The sequence below is a fragment of the Kribbella sp. NPDC104740 genome (assembly GCF_055583505.1).
The window spans coordinates 429,288-447,465 of the sequence record NZ_JBVJNV010000006.1 but is presented as its reverse complement, the minus strand read 5'-3'; the positions used below and the strand labels follow the sequence as shown (position 1 = coordinate 447,465).

General features: G+C 69.8%; 15 protein-coding genes. 5 read left to right on the top strand and 10 right to left on the bottom strand.

Going from position 1 to position 18,178, the window contains the following annotated elements; all coding sequences use genetic code 11:
- Positions 1-4 precede the first annotated feature (4 nt).
- A complete protein-coding gene (kdd, locus tag ACZ6Z4_RS30110; protein ID WP_465571582.1) occupies positions 5-1,057 on the bottom strand; it encodes an L-erythro-3,5-diaminohexanoate dehydrogenase in 1,053 nt (350 codons plus the stop codon).
- A 160-nt stretch (positions 1,058-1,217) separates the two neighbouring features.
- Here kdd and ACZ6Z4_RS30105 point away from each other — a divergent pair, with 160 nt between their 5' ends.
- The gene (locus ACZ6Z4_RS30105) at positions 1,218-2,672 is read left to right on the top strand and encodes a KamA family radical SAM protein (protein WP_465571579.1); all 1,455 of its coding nucleotides are present in this window, start codon (positions 1,218-1,220) and stop codon (positions 2,670-2,672) included.
- Between the two features lie 92 nt (positions 2,673-2,764).
- A complete protein-coding gene (locus tag ACZ6Z4_RS30100) occupies positions 2,765-3,397 on the top strand; it encodes a class I SAM-dependent methyltransferase (protein WP_465571575.1) in 633 nt (210 codons plus the stop codon).
- Here the strand turns inward: ACZ6Z4_RS30100 and ACZ6Z4_RS30095 are convergent.
- Both ACZ6Z4_RS30095 and ACZ6Z4_RS30090 read right to left on the bottom strand, forming a co-directional pair.
- Positions 3,394-5,844 (bottom strand): endonuclease/exonuclease/phosphatase family protein, encoded by a 2,451-nt coding sequence (locus ACZ6Z4_RS30095; RefSeq protein ID WP_465571572.1) that lies wholly within the window; start codon positions 5,842-5,844, stop codon positions 3,394-3,396. The two genes, ACZ6Z4_RS30100 and ACZ6Z4_RS30095, sit on opposite strands and share 4 nt — an antisense overlap.
- A gap of 223 nt (positions 5,845-6,067) precedes the next feature.
- Complete coding sequence (locus ACZ6Z4_RS30090; protein WP_363677527.1) at positions 6,068-6,508, bottom strand: Lrp/AsnC family transcriptional regulator; 441 nt, start codon at positions 6,506-6,508, stop codon at positions 6,068-6,070.
- A gap of 77 nt (positions 6,509-6,585) precedes the next feature.
- Here ACZ6Z4_RS30090 and ACZ6Z4_RS30085 point away from each other — a divergent pair, with 77 nt between their 5' ends.
- Positions 6,586-7,512, top strand: a complete 927-nt coding sequence (locus ACZ6Z4_RS30085; RefSeq protein ID WP_465571858.1) for a 5'-3' exonuclease — start codon at positions 6,586-6,588, stop codon at positions 7,510-7,512.
- A gap of 269 nt (positions 7,513-7,781) precedes the next feature.
- A complete protein-coding gene (locus ACZ6Z4_RS30080; protein WP_465571566.1) occupies positions 7,782-8,987 on the top strand; it encodes a M20 metallopeptidase family protein in 1,206 nt (401 codons plus the stop codon).
- 81 nt (positions 8,988-9,068) lie between these two features.
- On the opposite strand, the gene ACZ6Z4_RS30075 is transcribed toward ACZ6Z4_RS30080, so the two are convergent.
- Positions 9,069-9,404: an ArsR/SmtB family transcription factor gene (locus tag ACZ6Z4_RS30075; RefSeq protein ID WP_465571560.1), complete on the bottom strand. Its 336-nt coding sequence runs from the start codon at positions 9,402-9,404 to the stop codon at positions 9,069-9,071.
- 64 nt (positions 9,405-9,468) lie between these two features.
- Between ACZ6Z4_RS30075 and ACZ6Z4_RS30070 the strand changes: the two genes are divergently transcribed.
- Entirely contained in the window at positions 9,469-10,605 is a 1,137-nt protein-coding gene (locus ACZ6Z4_RS30070; RefSeq protein ID WP_465571556.1) for a zinc-dependent alcohol dehydrogenase family protein, read from the top strand.
- Positions 10,606-10,612: 7 nt separating this feature from the next.
- On the opposite strand, the gene ACZ6Z4_RS30065 is transcribed toward ACZ6Z4_RS30070, so the two are convergent.
- The 6 genes from ACZ6Z4_RS30065 to ACZ6Z4_RS30040 form a co-directional block, all read right to left on the bottom strand.
- Positions 10,613-11,602: a nucleoside hydrolase gene (locus ACZ6Z4_RS30065; protein ID WP_465571553.1), complete on the bottom strand. Its 990-nt coding sequence runs from the start codon at positions 11,600-11,602 to the stop codon at positions 10,613-10,615.
- The gene (locus ACZ6Z4_RS30060; protein ID WP_465571550.1) at positions 11,529-12,851 is read right to left on the bottom strand and encodes a hypothetical protein; all 1,323 of its coding nucleotides are present in this window, start codon (positions 12,849-12,851) and stop codon (positions 11,529-11,531) included. Before ACZ6Z4_RS30060 ends, ACZ6Z4_RS30065 begins: the two co-directional genes overlap by 74 nt.
- An 84-nt stretch (positions 12,852-12,935) precedes the next feature.
- A complete protein-coding gene (locus tag ACZ6Z4_RS30055) occupies positions 12,936-15,032 on the bottom strand; it encodes an ABC transporter ATP-binding protein (protein ID WP_465571547.1) in 2,097 nt (698 codons plus the stop codon).
- Positions 15,029-16,762, bottom strand: coding sequence for an ABC transporter ATP-binding protein (locus tag ACZ6Z4_RS30050; protein WP_465571543.1), 1,734 nt, complete (start codon positions 16,760-16,762; stop codon positions 15,029-15,031). The genes ACZ6Z4_RS30055 and ACZ6Z4_RS30050 overlap by 4 nt, the downstream gene beginning before the upstream one ends.
- On the bottom strand, positions 16,762-17,364 hold the full coding sequence (locus ACZ6Z4_RS30045; RefSeq protein ID WP_465571535.1) for a TetR/AcrR family transcriptional regulator: 603 nt from the start codon (positions 17,362-17,364) through the stop codon (positions 16,762-16,764). Before ACZ6Z4_RS30045 ends, ACZ6Z4_RS30050 begins: the two co-directional genes overlap by 1 nt.
- A gap of 30 nt (positions 17,365-17,394) precedes the next feature.
- Positions 17,395-18,156: a TetR/AcrR family transcriptional regulator gene (locus ACZ6Z4_RS30040; RefSeq protein WP_465571532.1), complete on the bottom strand. Its 762-nt coding sequence runs from the start codon at positions 18,154-18,156 to the stop codon at positions 17,395-17,397.
- Positions 18,157-18,178 lie beyond the last annotated feature (22 nt).

Below are 18,178 nucleotides of genomic sequence, written 5' to 3'. Positions count from 1 at the left end.
AGGGCTAATCCTGCCCCTCCGCCTTCAGCCGGCTCTCGAAGAGTCGCCGGACACCCGGTTCGGAGCGCAGCAGCTCGAGCGCGTAGTCGGCGTGACCGGGCACGTAGCCGTTGCCGACCAGCATCGTCACGTCGGCCGCGAGACCCTCCGCGCCGAGCGCGGCGGCCGAGAACGAGGTCGCCATCGAGAAGAAGATCACCGTGCCGGCGGGCGCCGTCGCGAGCACCGCGCCGTGCTCGCACCCCGGTACGTCGACGCAGACCACGGTGATGTCCGCCGGTCCCCCGGACGCCTCGACCGCGGCCGCGAGCGCGACCGGGTTCCGGGCGTCGGCGAGCGCGACGACGTCGGCGAGGTCGGCCTCGACCAGCCGCTCGCGCTCCGCCTCGACCGGCACGATCCCGATCGTCCGGGCCGCACCCGAGCGCCGCGCGGCGGCCAGCGCGAGCGACCCGGATTTCCCTGCGCCGCCAATTACTGACACGACAGGCTTTATGCCTTTGTCGACATACTCGCGGACCACCCGCGCGGTCAACGCCGGCGCGCCGCAGACGTCCATCACGGCCAGCGACAGCTCCGGCGCCAGGTCGCCGGGCAGCTTCGCGACGATCGACCGGGCGAACAGGATCGCGTGCCCCTCGGCCGGGACCTGCTCGCTGCGGCCGTCCCAGCGGCGCAGGCCGTCGGTGATCCGCAGCGGGGTCAGCGTCAGCGACACCAGCGTGGCGACCCGGTCCCCCGGCTTCACGCCGAGCGGCGACTCCGGCCCGACCTCGTCGACGACGCCGACCAGCATGCCGCCCGACCCGGTGACCGGGTTCTGCATCTTGCCGCGCTCGGCCACGATCTCGAGCACCGCACGGCGTACGCCCTCACCGTCGTGCCCGTGCGCCTCGGCCAGCTGCCGGAACGACGCGGCGTCCAGGTTCAGCCGCTCGACGGCGATCCGGATCTCGTCCGGCCACAGCTCCGGGTGCGCGTCCAGGCGGGTCGCGGCCTGCGGCAGCACACCCGCGGGCTCGATCACGCGGTGCAGTCCGACCGGGCTCGACGACACGCTGCCTCCAGAGGTTCGCGGCTCGGGGGTGAGCCGGGCAAAATACTACTGATTCCGGGTCTGAGAAGGAATTCTTACGGCGTACTGTTGGATCTGAGGGAAGTTCTATCGCTATCCTCACATGAGACCGCATCGCCCGTGGAGCCCCCGGAGGACTTCCGTGACTGATCTGATCAGCCCCGAGCTGACCGTCCCCGACGGCCAGCCGTACGCCTACACCCGGGCGGAGCTCGTCGAGCCCGACTGGACCCGGATGCCGGGGTTCAAGGACGTGACGGCCGAGGAGTGGCGCTCGGTGCAGTGGCAGCGCTCGCACTGCGTGAAGAACGTCAAGCAGCTGCGCGACGTGATGGGCGACCTGCTCGAGGAGCGCGTCTACGAGGACCTGGCCCGCGACCAGGCCGAGCGCGCGACGATGTCGATGCTGCTCCCGCCGCAGATGCTGAACACGATCGTCCCGCAGGGCGCCGACGACTACACCGAAGCCTTCTACGCCGACCCGGTCCGGCGCTACATGCTGCCGATGTTCACCGACCGGCGGACCGACTGGCCGTCGCACCCGCACGCGACGCGCGACTCGCTGCACGAGCACGAGATGTGGGCCACGGAGGGGTTGACCCACCGCTACCCGACGAAGGTCCTGGCCGAGGTGCTGCCCACCTGCCCGCAGTACTGCGGGCACTGCACCCGGATGGACCTGGTCGGCAACTCGACGCCGGTGATCGACAAGCTGAAGTTCACCATCAAGCCGCAGCAGCGGCTCGACGACATGCTCGACTACCTGCGCCGCAACCCCGGCGTCCGGGACGTCGTGGTCTCCGGCGGCGACGTGGCGAACATGCCCTGGCCGCGGCTGGAGGCGTTCCTGACCAGCCTGCTGGAGATCGAGAACATCCGCGACATCCGGCTGGCCACCAAGGCGCTGATGGGGATGCCGCAGCACTGGCTGTCCGACGACGTCCGGACCGGTGTCGAGCGGGTCGCGACGATCGCCCGGCAGCGCGGCGTGATGGTTGCCATGCACACCCATGTGAACGCGGCCCAGTCGGTGACCCCGCTGGTCGCCGAGGCGACCAAGGCGATGTTCGAGGCCGGGCTGCGCGACGTGCGCAACCAGGGCGTCCTGATGCGCGGCGTCAACGACTCGGTGCCGCAGCTGCTCGACCTGTGCTTCGCGCTGCTCGACGGCGCCACCATCACGCCGTACTACTTCTACATGTGCGACATGATCCCGTTCTCGGAGCACTGGCGGGTCTCGGTCAAGGACGCGCAGCACCTGCAGCACGGCATCCTCGGCTACCTGCCCGGGTTCGCCACCCCGCGGATCGTCTGCGACGTCCCGTACGTCGGCAAGCGCTGGGTGCACCAGCTCTCGGAGTACGACGAGGTGCGCGGCATCTCGTACTGGAAGAAGAACTACCGCACCGGCATCGAGCAGGCCGACCCGGAGGCGCTGAACCGCACCTACGAGTACTACGACCCGATCGACACCCTCCCCACCGAGGGCCAGGACTGGTGGCGCACCCACGCCGGCGACTCGATCGCCGCCGCCACCGAACAGGCCGCCGCCTCCCGCGCCGCGGCCGAGTCCCAGAAGCTCCTCCAGATCACCTGATCGGCTTCCGCCGGTGCCGCCGCACAGGGGTCAGCGGCACCGGCGGAAGACTCCGTGTCAGGACTGTCACGGGGAGCGACTAATCTGTCGCGGTGACTGAACACCTTGCCGCCACGAGGTCGTCGTACGACAACGTCGCGGACGCGTACCACGAGCTGGTGAAGGACCGGATGGCCGGGAACCCGCTGGAGCGGGCGATGCTGACGGCGTTCGCGGAGCTGACCGAGGACCCGATGGTCGACCTGGGCTGCGGGGCCGGGCGGACCACCGGGTTCCTGAAGGCGGTCGGGTGCGACATCTCCGGGCTCGACCTGTCGCCGAAGATGGTCGAGCTGGCCCGGAAGAACTACCCGGGCGTGACGTTCGAGGTCGGGTCGATGACCGAGCTGCCGTTCAAGGACGGCGAGCTCGGCGGCGTCCTGGCCTGGTACTCGACCTTCCACATCCCGCGCGAGGAACTGCCCGGGCTGTTCACCGAGTTCGCCCGCGTGCTCCGGCCGGGCGGCCGGGTGCTGATCGGGACGCACTCCGGCCAGGACGAGACGCTGCAGCCGGAGAAGGCGTACGGCGTCGCCGTGAGCTACACGGCGTACCTGTACCGGCCCGAGGTGATCACCGAGGCTCTCGCCGAAGCTGATCTCACCGTCACCGCCCAGCTCACCGAGCAGGGCAGCACCCCGGGCCGGGGGTACGCCGCGTTCATGGCCCAGAAGGGCCAGGGTTAGGGCACGTCCACCACCGGGCTGCCCGGGCGGCACCGGGTCGGCAACGGGCTGACGTCGCAGCCGGTCAGGATCCGCACGATCTGCGGGTCGTGGTCGCTGGCCTGGTCGGAGAACTCGGCGTTGATGTGCACGACGCCGTACGAGTAGCCCTGGATCGCCGGGCTGACCAGGATGTGGTCGAGCACCTGCGAGTTGCCGTCGAACACGTAGCTGTAGCGCTCGTTGACCGGCAGCGTCTCGATCAGCGGCTTGAGCAGCGCGCCGTCGTTGGTCAGCGTCTTGATCGCCGGGCTGAACTGGTAGTCGTTCAGGTCACCCAGTACGACGACCCGCGCGCGCCCGGCGGACTTGTCGGACAGGTCCTGGACGAAGTCGCGGACCTCGTTGGCCTGCTTCAGCCGCTGCACCTCGCTGCTGCGCACCGGCGGCTGCACCGCGGCCGAGAGCGGGAAGTCGCCGCCCTTGGAGTTGAAGTGGTTCGCCACCACGAACAGCTGCTTGTTGCCGTCGTACAGGAACTCCCCCACCAGCGGCTTGCGGCTCGACGCCCACGCGTCGCTGCCCGGGTCGATCCGGCCTGGGGAGACCGACAGCGACACCTGGTTGCTGGTCGGCCGGGCGCGGACGACCGAGACGGCCGTGTTCGCGTCGCCGCCGGGCCGGTCGACGAACGTCGTCCGGGCCGGGTTGAACAGGAACACCTGGCGGATGTTGCCGCCCGGCTCGCCGCCGTCGGTACCGTCGTTGGGGTCGATCGAGCGTGACGAGTACGCCGGTCCGCCGGCCGCCTGGATCGCGGCGGTGAACTTCGCGACGGTCTGGTCGGCGGCGACGACTCCGTTGCTGGTGGCACCGTTGTTGTCCTGGATCTCCTCCAGCGCCAGGATGTCCGGCGACCCGAGGTTGTGCACGACCGCCTCGGCCAGCCGGGCGAACTTCGCGTCCGGGTTGGTCGCGGCGAGGTTCTCCACGTTGTACGTCGCGATCGACAGGTCGCCGGCCTTCTTCGGCGGCAGCACCTTCTGCTTCTTCAGCCCGCCGTCGGTGATCGCGCCGAGCTGCGTCGCCAGCAGCACGTAGCCGCCGAAGGACTGGTAGTCGATGACGCCGGTCGTCCCGGCGGCCAGCGTCGAGCCGACGTTCGCCGCCGGTGCGCCGTTCAGCGCCGCGATCATGAACCGGCCGCTGTTCTGGTCGTCGTACGACGTGTAGACGGTGCCGCCGCGCGGCGAGGTGTTCTGCGCCGGCTCGAAGGTCACCCAGAGCTCACCGAACTCGGTGTTCACCGGGCTGACCAGACGGGTGCTCTGGGCAACGGTCACCCGCATCCCCTCGTGCACCTCCAGCCAGTCCAGGACGTAGGAGTTCTCCTCCAGCGGCTGCGCCTCGAGCGCGCCGGCCTTGGTGTAGGCGTCCGGGAGCGCGACCGGCACCGGGGCCGGCAGCGCGTTGCCGCTGCTGACCTTGAGCGTGTTCACCGTCCCGCCGATCTCGGTCAGGCTCTGCGCGCCGGCCGCCGGACGGAACTCGGTGACCCGGCCGGAGACCAGCACGGAGTCGCCGGCCACGACGGCCGGTGAGGTGGAGCCCGTGAAGACGAAGAGGCCCTCGCTGGTCAGCTGGTCCGCGTCGGCGGTCGGGTCCTGCATCCAGTAGCCGCGCGCGTTGCCCGTCGTACGGGTCGCGGTGACGATGCCGGGGACGTTGGTGACGCTCTGGCCGACGATCGGCGAGATCCGGCCGGAGCCCTGGATGTCGTGGATCCGGACCGAACCCGGCGTCGGGTCGACCGGACCGCCGGGGTTGCCCGCGTCGACCGTCGTACCGGCGGTGTTCGTCGCCTTCGGGACGCCGGAACTGAAGTCGACGGAGTTGTTGTCAGTGTCGGTGAGCGCGCCGGAGCGCGCGTTCGCGGTGCTGTTGCTGAGGCCCGGCGCGGCCAGCGTCTCGACGTTCGCCGTCGCGCCGTACCCGACCAGGTCCTTCACGTTCGGCGCGGTCGCGCAGGAGATGCCGCAGCCGACCAGCGGGATCTGGGCCGTCACGAGCGCGACGACACCGGACGTCGCCGACATCGGGATCGACCCGGTCGCGTCAGGCGTCGGCAGCGCGACGGTGCCGCCGGCGCCGGCGGCCTCCTGGACCAGGTACCGGCCGTGCGCCGGGATGGTGCCGGTGAGGTTCGTCATCTGGAACACCGACCCGGCGGCCGACGCGTACTGGACGCTCCAGCCGGTCACGTTCACCGGCGTGTCGGTCAGGTTCGCGAGCTCGATGTAGTCGTTGGTGAACGCCGCGCCCGAATTGCCGCCACCGCCGTAAACGGCGGAGATGACGACGTCGGTCGACAGCGCGTTCGCCGTACCGGGCAGTCCGGCCAGCGTGGCCACGACAGCCAGCGGCAGCGCGGCGGCGACAGCACGACGGCGTGCTCTGGACAGGTCCACGAGGTCCCCCCTCGATCGAGAATGGTTCGAGGAGGAGCATGCGACCTCTTCGGCGTGTGCGACACCACCGCGGGGCACAGTTCGCCGGGTGTTCCCGGGCCGTTCAGGGAGGCGGCCCAAGCCGTCGTCTTTGGGCACCAGTCAGCCACCACATCGCCACGAAAGTGACTGAGCCGTGCTCAAAGTCGGACCTCGTCGGCGGCTGTGGTTCTTCGCGATGGGTCTACAGCGCCGGTGGGCGGCGCTCGTACGGCGTACTGAGGACGATCGTCGTGGTCGTGGAGACGTTCGCCCGGGCCCGGATCGTGGCCAGAAGCTCCTCGAGCGCCGCCGGCGAGGCGACGCGGACGATCAACACGTAGCTCGAATCGCCCGCGACCGAGTAGCAGGACTCGATCTCCGGCACGTCGCGCAGCCGCTCGGGCGAGTCGTCGGGCTGCGACGGGTCGATCGGGCGGATCGAGATCAGCGCGGTCAGCGGCAGGTCGAGTGCGGTGTGGTCGATCGTTGCCGCGTACCCCAGGATGATGCCGCGCTGCTCCAGCCGCTTCACCCGCTGGTGCACGGCCGACGTGGACAGGCCGGTGGCCTTGCCGAGGTCGGTGAAACTCATCCGGCCGTCCGACGCCAGCAGCGCCACGATCTTGCGGTCCAGGTCCTCCACGCTGGAGACCCTACTGCCCCGGGGGCCCGGCATGAAAGCATCACCCCATGGCTGAGACTGGTTCCGGGCAACGGCTGATGCTGCTCGACACTGCTTCCCTGTACTTCCGGGCGTTCTTCGGGGTCCCGGACACGATGAAGGCCGCCGACGGTACGCCGACCAACGCGATCCGCGGGCTGCTCGACTTCATCGCGCGCCTGGTCGAGAACCACCGGCCGACCCACCTGGTCGCCTGCTGGGACGACAACTGGCGACCGTCGTGGCGGGTCGAGCTGATCCCGTCGTACAAGGCCCAGCGGGTCGAGTACGTCGCCACCGGCGGCGAGCAGGTCGAGGACGTCCCGGACCGCCTGGAGGTGCAGGTCCCGTTCATCCGCGCCTGCCTCGACTCGCTCGGCATCGCGATCGCCGGCGCGCCGGACCACGAGGCCGACGACGTGATCGGGACGCTGTCGCACCGCTCGAAGATGCCTGTCGACGTGGTGACCGGGGACCGCGACCTGTTCCAGCTGATCGACGACGCGCGCGGCATCCGGGTCATCTACACCGCCGCCAAGGGCGTCGGCCGGGCCGAGGTGTACGACGAGAAGGCGCTCCTGGCCAAGTACGACATCCCCGCGTCCCGGTACGCCGACTACGCGACGCTCCGCGGCGACGCATCGGACGGGCTGCCCGGCGTCAAGGGCGTCGGCGAGAAGACCGCGGCGTCGCTGGTGACGGCGTACGGCGGTCTGGCCGAGATCCGCGCCGCAGCGGCGGACGCCTCGACGCCGATGTCGCCGTCGGTCAAGCGCAAGATCCTGGAGGCGAGCGACTACCTGGACGTTGCGCCGAAGGTGGTCGCGGTCGCGCACGACGCGCCGGTCAGCGCCCACGACGCCAAGATGCCGACCGAGGTCGCGGACCCGCAGCGGTGGTTGGATCTCGTCGAGCTGCTGGAGCTGGGCAGCAGCGCGCAGCGCGTGATGCAGGCGCTGAACGTGGGCCCGAAGGGCGACCTGTGAGCAGCCTCGCCTCGGGGTCCCCGGCACCTGAGTCGCCGTCCGCTGGATCCCTCGGCGCTGGATCTCCCGGCGCCGGGTCCCCCGCCGCTGGATCGCCTGCCGCTGGATCGCCTGCCGCTGGATCCCCCGCCGCCGGGTCCCCCGCCGCTGGATCGCCTGCCGCTGGATCTCCGGCAGCGTCCGGCGAAGCCGACGCGACGGCCGGCGGCACCTCCCCCTCCTCTTCCCAGCGCGATGGCGCCGAAGGCGCCGAGCCGTCGGCCACCCGCGTGCTCGCCGAGCAGTTTCGCGCCGAGATCGTCGACCTACGGCGAGCGCTGCACGAGGTGCCGGAGTACGACCTGGAGCTGCCGAAGACCCAGGCGCTGATCCTCGCTGCTTTGGAAGGCCTCGACCTGGAGGTGACGGTCGGCAAGGAACTCTCCTCGGTCACCGCCGTACTCCGCGGGACCGCTCCGGGCGCTCCGACCGACGCCTCGGCCCGCCCGGTCGTCCTGCTGCGCGGGGACATGGACGCTCTCCCGGTGACCGAGCGCACCGACGTGCCGTTCAGGTCCCAGCACGACGGCATGATGCATGCCTGCGGCCACGACCTGCACGTCGCCGGCCTGGTCGGCGCGGTGAAGATCCTGCACGCGATCCGCGACCAGCTCGCGGGCGACGTCGTGTTCATGTTCCAGCCCGGCGAGGAGACCTCCGGCGGCGCGCCGATCATGATCCGCGAAGGCGTCCTGGAAGCCGCCGGCCGCCGGGTCGACGCGGCGTACGGCCTGCACGTCGGCTCGGCCGGCCAGCCGTTCGGCATGTGGAGCAGCAAGCCGAACTCGTTCATGGCCGCCGCCGACCAGCTCCACGTCCGCGTCGTCGGCGCGGGCACGCACGGCTCCACGCCGTACCGGGGCAAGGACCCGATCCCGGTCGCCTGCGAGCTGGTCACCGCGCTGCAGACGATGATCACCCGCCAGTTCGACGTCTTCGACCCGGTGGTCCTCACCGTCGGCCGCATCGCCGGCGGCACCAAGGAGAACATCATCCCCGACGACGCGTTCTTCGACGCGACGATCCGCACGTTCTCCGAAGAGACCCGCACCAAGGTCCAGCACGCGTCGACCCAGCTCGTCGAGCAGATCACCGCGGCCCACGGCCTCGTTGCCGAGGTCAACTACCTGATCGGCTACCCGGTCACCGTCAACAACCCCGACGAGTACACCTTCGCCCGCGACACCATCATCGACCTCTTCGGCCCCGACCGCTTCCGCGAACGCGCCAACCCCCGCTGCGGCGCCGAGGACTTCTCCTACGTCCTCAACGAGGTCCCCGGCGTCTACCTCAACCTCAGCGCCTGCGCCGGCCCCGACCCAGACGCGGCCGCCGACAACCACTCCCCCTTGGCCAACTTCGACGACGCGGTCCTGCCTGACGGCGCGGCACTGCTCGCCGAACTAACCATACGCCGAATCGCCCGCGGGGTGTAGCTCCACGCCTTCAGCGGCCCGGGCCCAGGCGTCGCCCTTCAGTGGGGCGCGCCCAGGCCCCGGGCTTCAGCCTTCGGCGTCTCAGCGCCCGGCCTTCTGTGGCCGTCGACTCGACTCGGCGGCCACGATCGCGCCGAGCAGCCCCGGGTGGACCTGCTCGAACTCCTCACCCCGCAGCGAGTTCATCCGCGACGTGCCCACGTAGTACTGCCGAATCAACCCGGCTTCGCGAAGCACCTTGAAGTGATGCGTGGCGGTCGACGTACTCACATCCAGGTCGAATCCCCCACACTTCACATCCTCCGCCGCCTGCGCGAGCTGCGTGACGATGCTGCGGCGCACCGGGTCGACGAGCGCCTCCAGCACCTGCTGGAGCGCGATCTCCGCCGGGTCAGGGTGCGCTGGGATCCGGTTCACAACCTCATAGTACGACAGCCATCATAGTTTGACAGCCATCAAACTTGCAGGGTTCACTAGCTGGATGACAAGCGAGCAGGCAACGGTCGTGCGGTTCCACTCGCTCGGTGGACCGGAGGTGCTGCAGGTCGAGCAGGCGCCCATCCGCCTCCCCGGCCCAGGCGAGGTGCGCATCCGCGTCGAGGCGATCGGCGTCAACCGCGCCGAGGCACTCTTCCGCAGCGGCCACTACATCGAGCCCGTCCGCGAGTTCCCCGCCGGCTTAGGCTCCGAAGCCAGCGGCGTCATCGACCTCGTCGGCCCCGACGTCACCGGCCTCAACCCCGGCGACCCGGTCAGCGTCGTCCCCGCGTTCTCCCAGAACGACTACCCCATGTACGCCGACCGCGCGATCGTCCCCGCCGCCGCCATCCTCCCCCGCCCCGACGGCATCGACGCCATCACCGGCGCCGCCACCTGGATGGCCTACCTCACGGCGTACGGCGCACTCGCCGAACCCGGCACCATCCACCCTGGCGACACCATCCTCCTCAACGCCGCCTCCAGCAGCGTCGGCCTGGCACTCATCCAGATCGCCAACCACCTGGGCGTCCACACCATCGCCCTCACCCGAACCGCAACCAAGGCCGCTGCCCTCGCGAACCACGGCGCCACGCACGTGATTGCCACTGGCCCGGAGCCAGACGCCTGCACACCGTTCCCCGCGATTCCCGGGCGCCGCGGCGTGGAAGTCGGCGCGGGACTACTTGCAACCGCCGGGCAGCGCGGCCCCGATGCCGGCGCGGATCTCGGCGCCGTCCCGTCCGGGGACCTGGCCGCCCAGGTGAAGGCGCTGACGTGCGGCCGCGGTGTTCCGCTCGTGCTCGACGCCGTTGCCGGGCCCGGGATCTCCGACCTCGCTCAGCTCGTCTCCCCCGGCGGCACTCTCCTCGTCTACGGCGCCTCCAGCGGCCAGCCCACGCCGTACCCGGGCGTGGATCTCGGTCTCCCCGCACTCACCATCCGGTCGTACACGATGCACGAGCTCAGCCGCGATGCTCAGCGGTTGGCCCGGGCGGCGGCGTTCATCACCGCCGGGCTGCGCAGCGGCGCCTTCCAGCCGGTGGTGGCTGCGACCTATCCCCTGGGCGACGCTGTTGCCGCACACAAGCATCTGGAGAGCAACTCGCACATCGGCAAGCTCGTGCTGACCGTCTCGTGAAAGATGATCAGGTGACGCGCTCCTCCAGCCAGTCCATGAACGCCGCATAGTCCGCCCGGACCGACATCGCGATCTCGATGCCCTCGGCATCGAGTCTCATCCGCGCGAGCTCGTCCAGCGCCACCCGCTCGCGCACGAACCGCACCCCGGGCCAGAACATCGCCGCGGCCAGCGTCAGCGCGTCGTGCTGCATCGAGCCCGGGTAGCGCTCCATCCACCGGTCGAAGTGCGCCTTCAGCACCGGCCCCCACGGCGGGCTGTCCGGCGCGGCCCACTTCTCGTAGATCGCCGACCCGGGCAGGAGCTCCATCGCCGGGTTGAACGTCACGTCCGACACCACGAACGACGGCACCGACAGTTCCAGCACCGGCAGCATCCGGATCACCGCGGCCGGATCCATCCGGAAGTTGTGCTCGGCCCGCGACGGATCGCGGTAGTTGATCGCACCCCCCATCTGGGTGACGACCATCTTGGCGACCAGCTCCGGCCGGGCCTCCTGCAGCGCAGCGAGGTTCGACAACGGCCCGATCCCCACCCACCGCACCGGCCCCGGCGTCGAAGCACACACCGCAGCCACCGCGCCGATCACGTCGTCGCTCTGCTTCGGCACGTCCGCAGGAAACAACCCGTCCACGAAGTACAACCGGTCGTTGCCGAGATCCGACCCCGCGACGACCGGCACCTCCGGCCGCCCCGCCAGATCCAGCAAATGCCGAACGAACCGCGCCCGCTCCCCGCCGTACTCGTCCGACGTCACCACCAACGCCAACTCAGGCACCGCCCGAGCCGCGACCACCAGCGCCACATCATCATCCGGATCCCCACCCGCATCAGTGTCGATGATCATCGGCGCCCGAGCCACCACCTGCGGCCCCAACCCAGGCGGCGGCCCGCCGACCGCGTCCGCGGGCTCGCCGAGCTCTTCAAAGCTCTCGCTCATCCCCACGATCGCCAGCCACTCGTCCGTCGGGCTCTCGTCGCCCCGTTCGCCGCCCATCCGAACCTCCGCCTGTCTGCTCCGCGTTGAGGACATTCTGTACGAACACCGCTTTGTCTCCGTCGGCGCAGCGGTCGTACGCCGCCCAGATCGCCGCCGCGCGAGGCTCCGGCACCCGCGACCTGTCCAAGGCCACGCCGAGCGCCTCCGCCTCCTGCTTGTCGCCCCGATGCACGAACCCGTCGAGGAACTCGTTCAGCCGCGGATCGACCGCCTCGCCGCCGATCCACGCCCGGATCTCCTGGCGGAACCGCGCAGCGCCGTTCTCCAGCCCGCTCCGGTAGTCCTTGCCCGCGTCACGCAGCACGGCAGCATGCCGCGCTCGATCCGCTACGGCGTACAGGTTCGCCACCTTGACGCCTTCCCGCACCGGCAGCGACCGGAGCCGTTCGGAGATCCGCCCGCGGCTCAGACCGACCAGCATCTCCGGCCGGTGCCGCTGCCCGGTCTGCTCCGGCCGGCCGTCGGCGATCCTGATGGAGGTCGCCATCGGACCGTCCAGCAACTCCTCGACCGCGTTGATCCCGAGCTGGTGCGCGAACGTCTTCGACTCGTCCGCGGGAAGCTCGTAGAACGGGCGTCCCTGCCGCGTCTCGTCCGCACGCAGGTGGACCTCGTAGCCGCGCTTGCTGCCCGGGTGCGGATCGTACGGCGACTCGCCGAAGAAGGCGTACCGCCCGTTGAACGTCGTCTCCGGATACACCGCGGACAGCAACTCCTGCACCGTGCCCTTGAAGCTCGTGTCGAACACAGTGACCCGACTCCCCGGCCGGTCGACGGGCACGCGCCCTGCGTGCAGATACTCGGTGAGCACCCGAAACCCGGCGACCGTGTCGTTCGGATCCACCCGCGGCGCGACTCGCCGATAGCCGTCCACCTGAGGGAACTGCAACTTCAGATGGTGCTCGAGATCCTGCAGCGCGTTCTCCACCAGCGCACGCGAAACCACCAGGTTCGACACGTGCTGCTGGTAGAAGGCCGGCTCGAGCAGGCGCATCGCGATCGCCAGGCTGTGCCCGTCCCGCCCGAGCGCGAGCACACGATCCGTACGCCGCGACCCGACGTCCGCCCGGAGATCGGCCAGCATGTCGTCGGCGATCCTGACCATCAGCGGCGCCGAGAACTCGTACGTCACGGCGTACGCGTCGGCGAGCGTGCTGACGTCGCGCTCGTCGCGCAGCCCGAGCTTCGCCCCGAAGTGCCGGGCGACCTCGAGACCGCGGCGGCGGATCGCATCCGAAGGTTCCATGCATCAAGTAGCTCACATTCCGCGCGATCGCCGCGGAAGATATCCACAGGCGCCGCCCAACTGGAGCGGCGCCTGTGAATGGTCCTACGGAGTGAGAGCTGACTCGTCCTCGTCGTCGGCCAGTAGTTGCGCCGTGGTGGGCACCGGTGGGACCGGCGTGGGAGCCGGCTCGCCGGTTGCGTCGTGGTCGACGACCGCGGCGGTGAACTGGGCGTTGTACAACCGGGCGTAGGCGCCGTCGACGGCGAGGAGCTCGGTGTGGGTGCCTTGTTCGACGATCGCGCCGTTCTCCATCACCAGGATCAGGTTGGCGTCGCGGATGGTGGAGAGGCGGTGGGCGATGACGAAGCTGGTGCGGTCGGACCGCAGGGCGGCCATCGCGCGTTGGACCAGGACCTCGGTGCGGGTGTCGACCGAGCTGGTGGCCTCGTCGAGGATCAGCAGCTGGGGGTCGGCCAGGAAGGCGCGGGCGATGGTGAGGAGCTGCTTCTCGCCGGCGCTGACGTTGCTGCCTTCCTCGTCGATCACCGTGTCGTAGCCGTCGGGGAGGCTGTGGACGAAGCGGTCGACGTACGTCGCCTTGGCCGCGGCCAGCATCTCCTCCTCGGTGGCGTTCAGGTTGCCGTAGAGGATGTTGTCGCGGATCGTGCCGCCGAACAGCCAGGTGTCCTGCAGCACCATGCCGATCCTGGACCGCAGGTCGTGCCGGGTCAGTTCGGTGATGTCGATGCCGTCGAGGGTGATCCGGCCGCCGTTCAGCTCATAGAACCGCATGATCAGGTTCACCAGCGTGGTCTTGCCGGCGCCGGTCGGGCCGACGATCGCGACCGTCATCCCGGGTTCGGCGACCAGCGACAGGTCGGTGATCAGCGGGACGTCGGGCTTGTACGAGAACGACACGTGCTCGAACTCGACCCGCCCGCGGGCCTGCGTGACCTGCTCCGGTGTCGCGTCCTCCGGGACCTGCTCCTCGGCGTCGAGCACCTCGAAGACCCGCTCGGCCGATGCGACCCCGGACTGCAGCAGGTTCGCCATCGACGCGACCTGAGTCAGCGGCTGCGTGAACTGCCGCGAGTACTGGATGAACGCCTGTACGTCGCCCAGCGACATCGTGCCGGACGCCACCCGCAGGCCGCCGATCACCGCGATCACCACGTAGTTGACGTTCCCGATGAACATCATCGACGGCATGATCAGCCCGGAGATGAACTGCGCGCCGAACGAGGCCTGGTACAGCTCCTCGTTCTTGGTCGCGAAGCTCGCCTCGATCTCCTTCTGCCGGCCGAACACCTTGACCAGCTCGTGGCCGGTGAAGGCCTCCTCGATCTGCGCGTTCAGCGCGCCGGTGTGCCGCCACTGGGCGACGAACCGGGTCTGCGAGCGTTTCGCGATCGCCGCGGTCAGGATCATCGAGACCGGGATCGTCACCAGCGCGATCAGCGCCAGCAGCGGCGAGACCACGAACATCAGCGTGATCACGCCGACCACCGTCAGCAGCGAGGTGAGCAGCTGGCTCAGAGTCTGCTGCAGGCTGGTCGACACGTTGTCGATGTCGTTGGTGACCCGGCTCAGCAGCTCGCCGCGCGGCGCGCCGTCGAAGTAGCTGAGCGGGAGCCGGTTCAGCTTGTCCTCGACCTCGGAGCGCAGCTCGAAGACCGTCCGCTGGACGACGCCGTTCAGGATGTAGCCCTGCATCCAGGACAGCAGGAACGCCCCGACGTATAGACCGAGGACGAGCAGCAGGACGTTGCGCAGGGCATCGAAGTCGATGCCGACGCCCGGGATCAGGTCGATCCCGGTGATCAGGTCGGCGAACCGGTTGTTGCCCTGGGCCCGCAGGCCCTCGATCGCCTGCTCCTTGCTGATGTCGCTGGGCAGCATCTTGCCGATCGCACCGGAGAAGATGATGTCGGTGGCCCGGCCGAGCATCTTCGGCCCGAGCACCGACAGCCCGACGCTGGCGATCGCCAGCAGGATCACGCCGCCCACCTGGACGCGGTGCGGCCGGAGCCGGCGCAGCAGGCGTTTGGCCGACGGGCCGAAGTTCATCGACTTGTCGCCGGGGATTCCGCCGGGCGGCCCGAACGCGCGGCCACCGGTCGGCCGCTCGGTCGCCTTCACCGTCGCCGTACCTTCGACCGGCTCGTCGGCGGCAGCCGTGGTGGTCTGGTTCTCGCTCATGCCGCCTCCTCCGCGGATCGCTGGGACTCGACGATCTCGCCGTACGTCGGACAGGACTCGAGCAGTTCCTCGTGCGTCCCGCGGCCGACGACCGCGCCGTCCTCGAGCACGATGATCTGGTCGGCGTCGATGATCGTGGACACCCGCTGGGCGACGATCACCACGCACGCGTCGGCGGTGACCGGTGCCAGCGCCGCGCGCAGCCGCGCGTCGGTGGCCAGGTCGAGCGCCGAGAACGAGTCGTCGAACAGGTAGATCTCGGGTTTGCGGACCAGCGCCCGCGCGATCGCCAGTCGTTGCCGCTGGCCACCGGACACGTTCGTCCCGCCCTGGGCGATCGGTGCGTTCAGCTGCTCCGGCATCGCCTCGACGAAGTCCTTGCCCTGGGCAATCTCCAGCGCGTGCCAGAGCTCCTCGTCGGTGGCGTCGGGGTTCCCGTACCGCAGGTTGCTGGCGACGGTCCCGGAGAACAGGTACGGCCGCTGCGGTACCAGGCCGATCCGCTTCCAGAGCGCCTCCGGCTCGATCTCCCGTACGTCGACGCCGTCGACGAGCACCCGCCCCCCGGTCGCGTCGAACAGCCGCGGCACCAGCGAGAGCAACGTCGTCTTGCCCGCGCCGGTACTCCCGATCACGGCCGTCGTCTGCCCCGGCGACGCCGAGAAGCTGAGGTCGCGCAGGACCGGCTCGGCGGCTCCGGGGTACTGGAAGCCGGCGTTCTCGAAGACCAGCTCGCCCTGCCCGGTGAACGCGCCGATCGGCGTCACCGGCGGCCGGACCGAGGACTCGGTGTTCAGCACCTCGCTGATCCGGTCGGCGCAGACCGCGGCCCGCGGCACCATGATCATCACGAAGGTCGCCATCATCACCGAGAACAGGATCTGGATCAGGTAGCTGATGAAGGCGGTCAGCTGACCGACCTGCATCGCGCCGCTCTCCACCCGGGACGCCCCGAACCAGAGCACCGCCACGCTGGAGGCGTTCAGGATCAGCATCACGACCGGGAAGACCAGCGCCATCAGCCGGCCGGCCCGGATCGCGGTGTCGGTGACGTTGGCGTTGGCCTCGCCGAAGCGGTCGGTCTCGTGCGGCTCGCGGACGAAGGCACGGACCACCCGGATGCCGGTGATCTGCTCGCGCAGCACCCGGTTCACGCTGTCGATGTTGACCTGCATCTTGCGGAACTGCGGCACCATCCGGCTGGCGATCAGCCCGATCGACGCGGCCAGCAGCGGTACGGCGACCGCGACCAGCCAGGACAGGCCGGCGTCCTCGCGGACCGCCGCCACGATGCCGCCGACCATCGTGATCGGCGCGGCCACCAGCATCGTGCAGGAGGTGACCACCAGCATCTGGACCTGGGTGACGTCGTTGGTGCTGCGCGAGATCAGTGTCGGCGCGCCGAACTGGTTCACCTCGCGGGCGGAGAAGCTGCCGACCTGGTGGAACACCGCGGCCCGGACGTCGCGGCCGAACAGCGCCGCGGTCTTGGCGCCGAAGTACACGGCGAAGATCGTGCAGAGGATCTGCACCAGGCTGACGCCGAGCATCCAGCCGCCGGTGCGCACGATGTAGCCGGTGTCGCCGGTGGCCACGCCGTTGTCGATGATGTCGGCGTTCAGGCTCGGCAGGTAGAGGGAGGCGATCGTCCCGACGAACTGCAGGACCACCACCAGGGTCAGGTTGCCGGCGTACGGACGCAGGTGCGTGCGTAACAGGCGAAGTAGCATCAGTTGTCCCCAAGGTCGTGAAGGCGGACACCGTCGAGTGCGAAGTCGACGATCTCCTCGGCGGTCATCGGCCGACCGTCCGAAATCATTGGGTGGGTCGCGGAGAAGGTGATCATCCGGATCCGGTGCGCGACGTCCTCGGGCGAGAACCGCAGCGCGTGCGCGTCGGGCCGGATCAGGTCGACGAAGACGGCGCTGGCCGCCTCCGCCTCGGCCTTGCGACGCTTCTCCTCGGCGGGGTCGCTCTTCCAGTCCGGCGGCCGGTGCATCCGCATCGTCAGCAGCAGCCGGAAGACGCTGCGCAGCCGGCTCTGGCTCACCTCGACCGAGGCGATCAGGCGTTCGCGCAGCGGCAGCGACGGGTCGATCTGGTGCAGAGCCGCGATCAGCGGGCCGGACTCGAAGGCCGACCCGATCGCGGCGTCGATCAGCGCGTCCTTGCTGCCGAAGGCGCGGAAGATGGTGCCTTCGGCGACACCGGCCGCCTCGGCGATCTGCCGGGTGCTGACATCGGTGCCGTACTCCTCCAGCAGGGGCAGTACGGCGGCGACGATCGCGGCACGGCGCTCGTCGGGCGGCATCGGGGTCGCTCGTGGACTCACCCGGCCGAGGTTAACTGAGTGAGTACTCACTCACAACTGTTTTGTGGCCAGCAGCGCGGCGATCCCGTCCAGCACCCGGTCCAGCCCGAACGCGAACCCGTGCTCGGAGTCGTACGCCGCGTCGAACTCCTCGCCGACCGCGGTCCCGACCCGACTGGCGAGCGGGAACTTCTGCGCGTCCCCGATCTTCTCCAGCAACGGCTCGTGCGCGAGCCACCAGTCCTTGTCCGTGATACCAGACGACTGAATCACCAGCTTGGCGTCGACAGCACTTCGTACGGCGCCGTGCACGTACCCGTTGACCAGCGCGATGGCCGCGTCCATCTCGACGTCGGTCAGCCCGATCCCCTCGACCGACTCCAGCTCGTACTCGTACTTCGCCATCAGCCCCGGACCGAGCGGCGGCCGGCTGCTGGCGACGTACAGCATCCACGGGTGGGCCAGGTAGAGCTCGCGGTTCTCCAGCGCAACCTCGCGCAGCTTGGCGCGCCAGTCGCCGTCGACAGGCCGGCGCGGGAACTCGGCGTACACACTGTCGAGCATCACGTCGAGCAGCTCGGCCTTGCTCGGCACGTACCGGTACAGCGTCATCGCACCGACGCCGAGCTCGTCGGCGACCCGGCGCATCGACAGCGCGGCCAGGCCCTCCGCGTCCGCGATCCGTACGGCGGCCGCGCAGACGCCGTCGACGGTGAGCGCGGGTTTCGGCCCGCGGGTCGGCTTCGACTGCAGTCCCCAGAGCAGCTCCAGGCTCTTCGCGGGATCGCCGGCACCGCTGTACTCGGAATTCATGAGCGTGATTCTCTCCGACCGG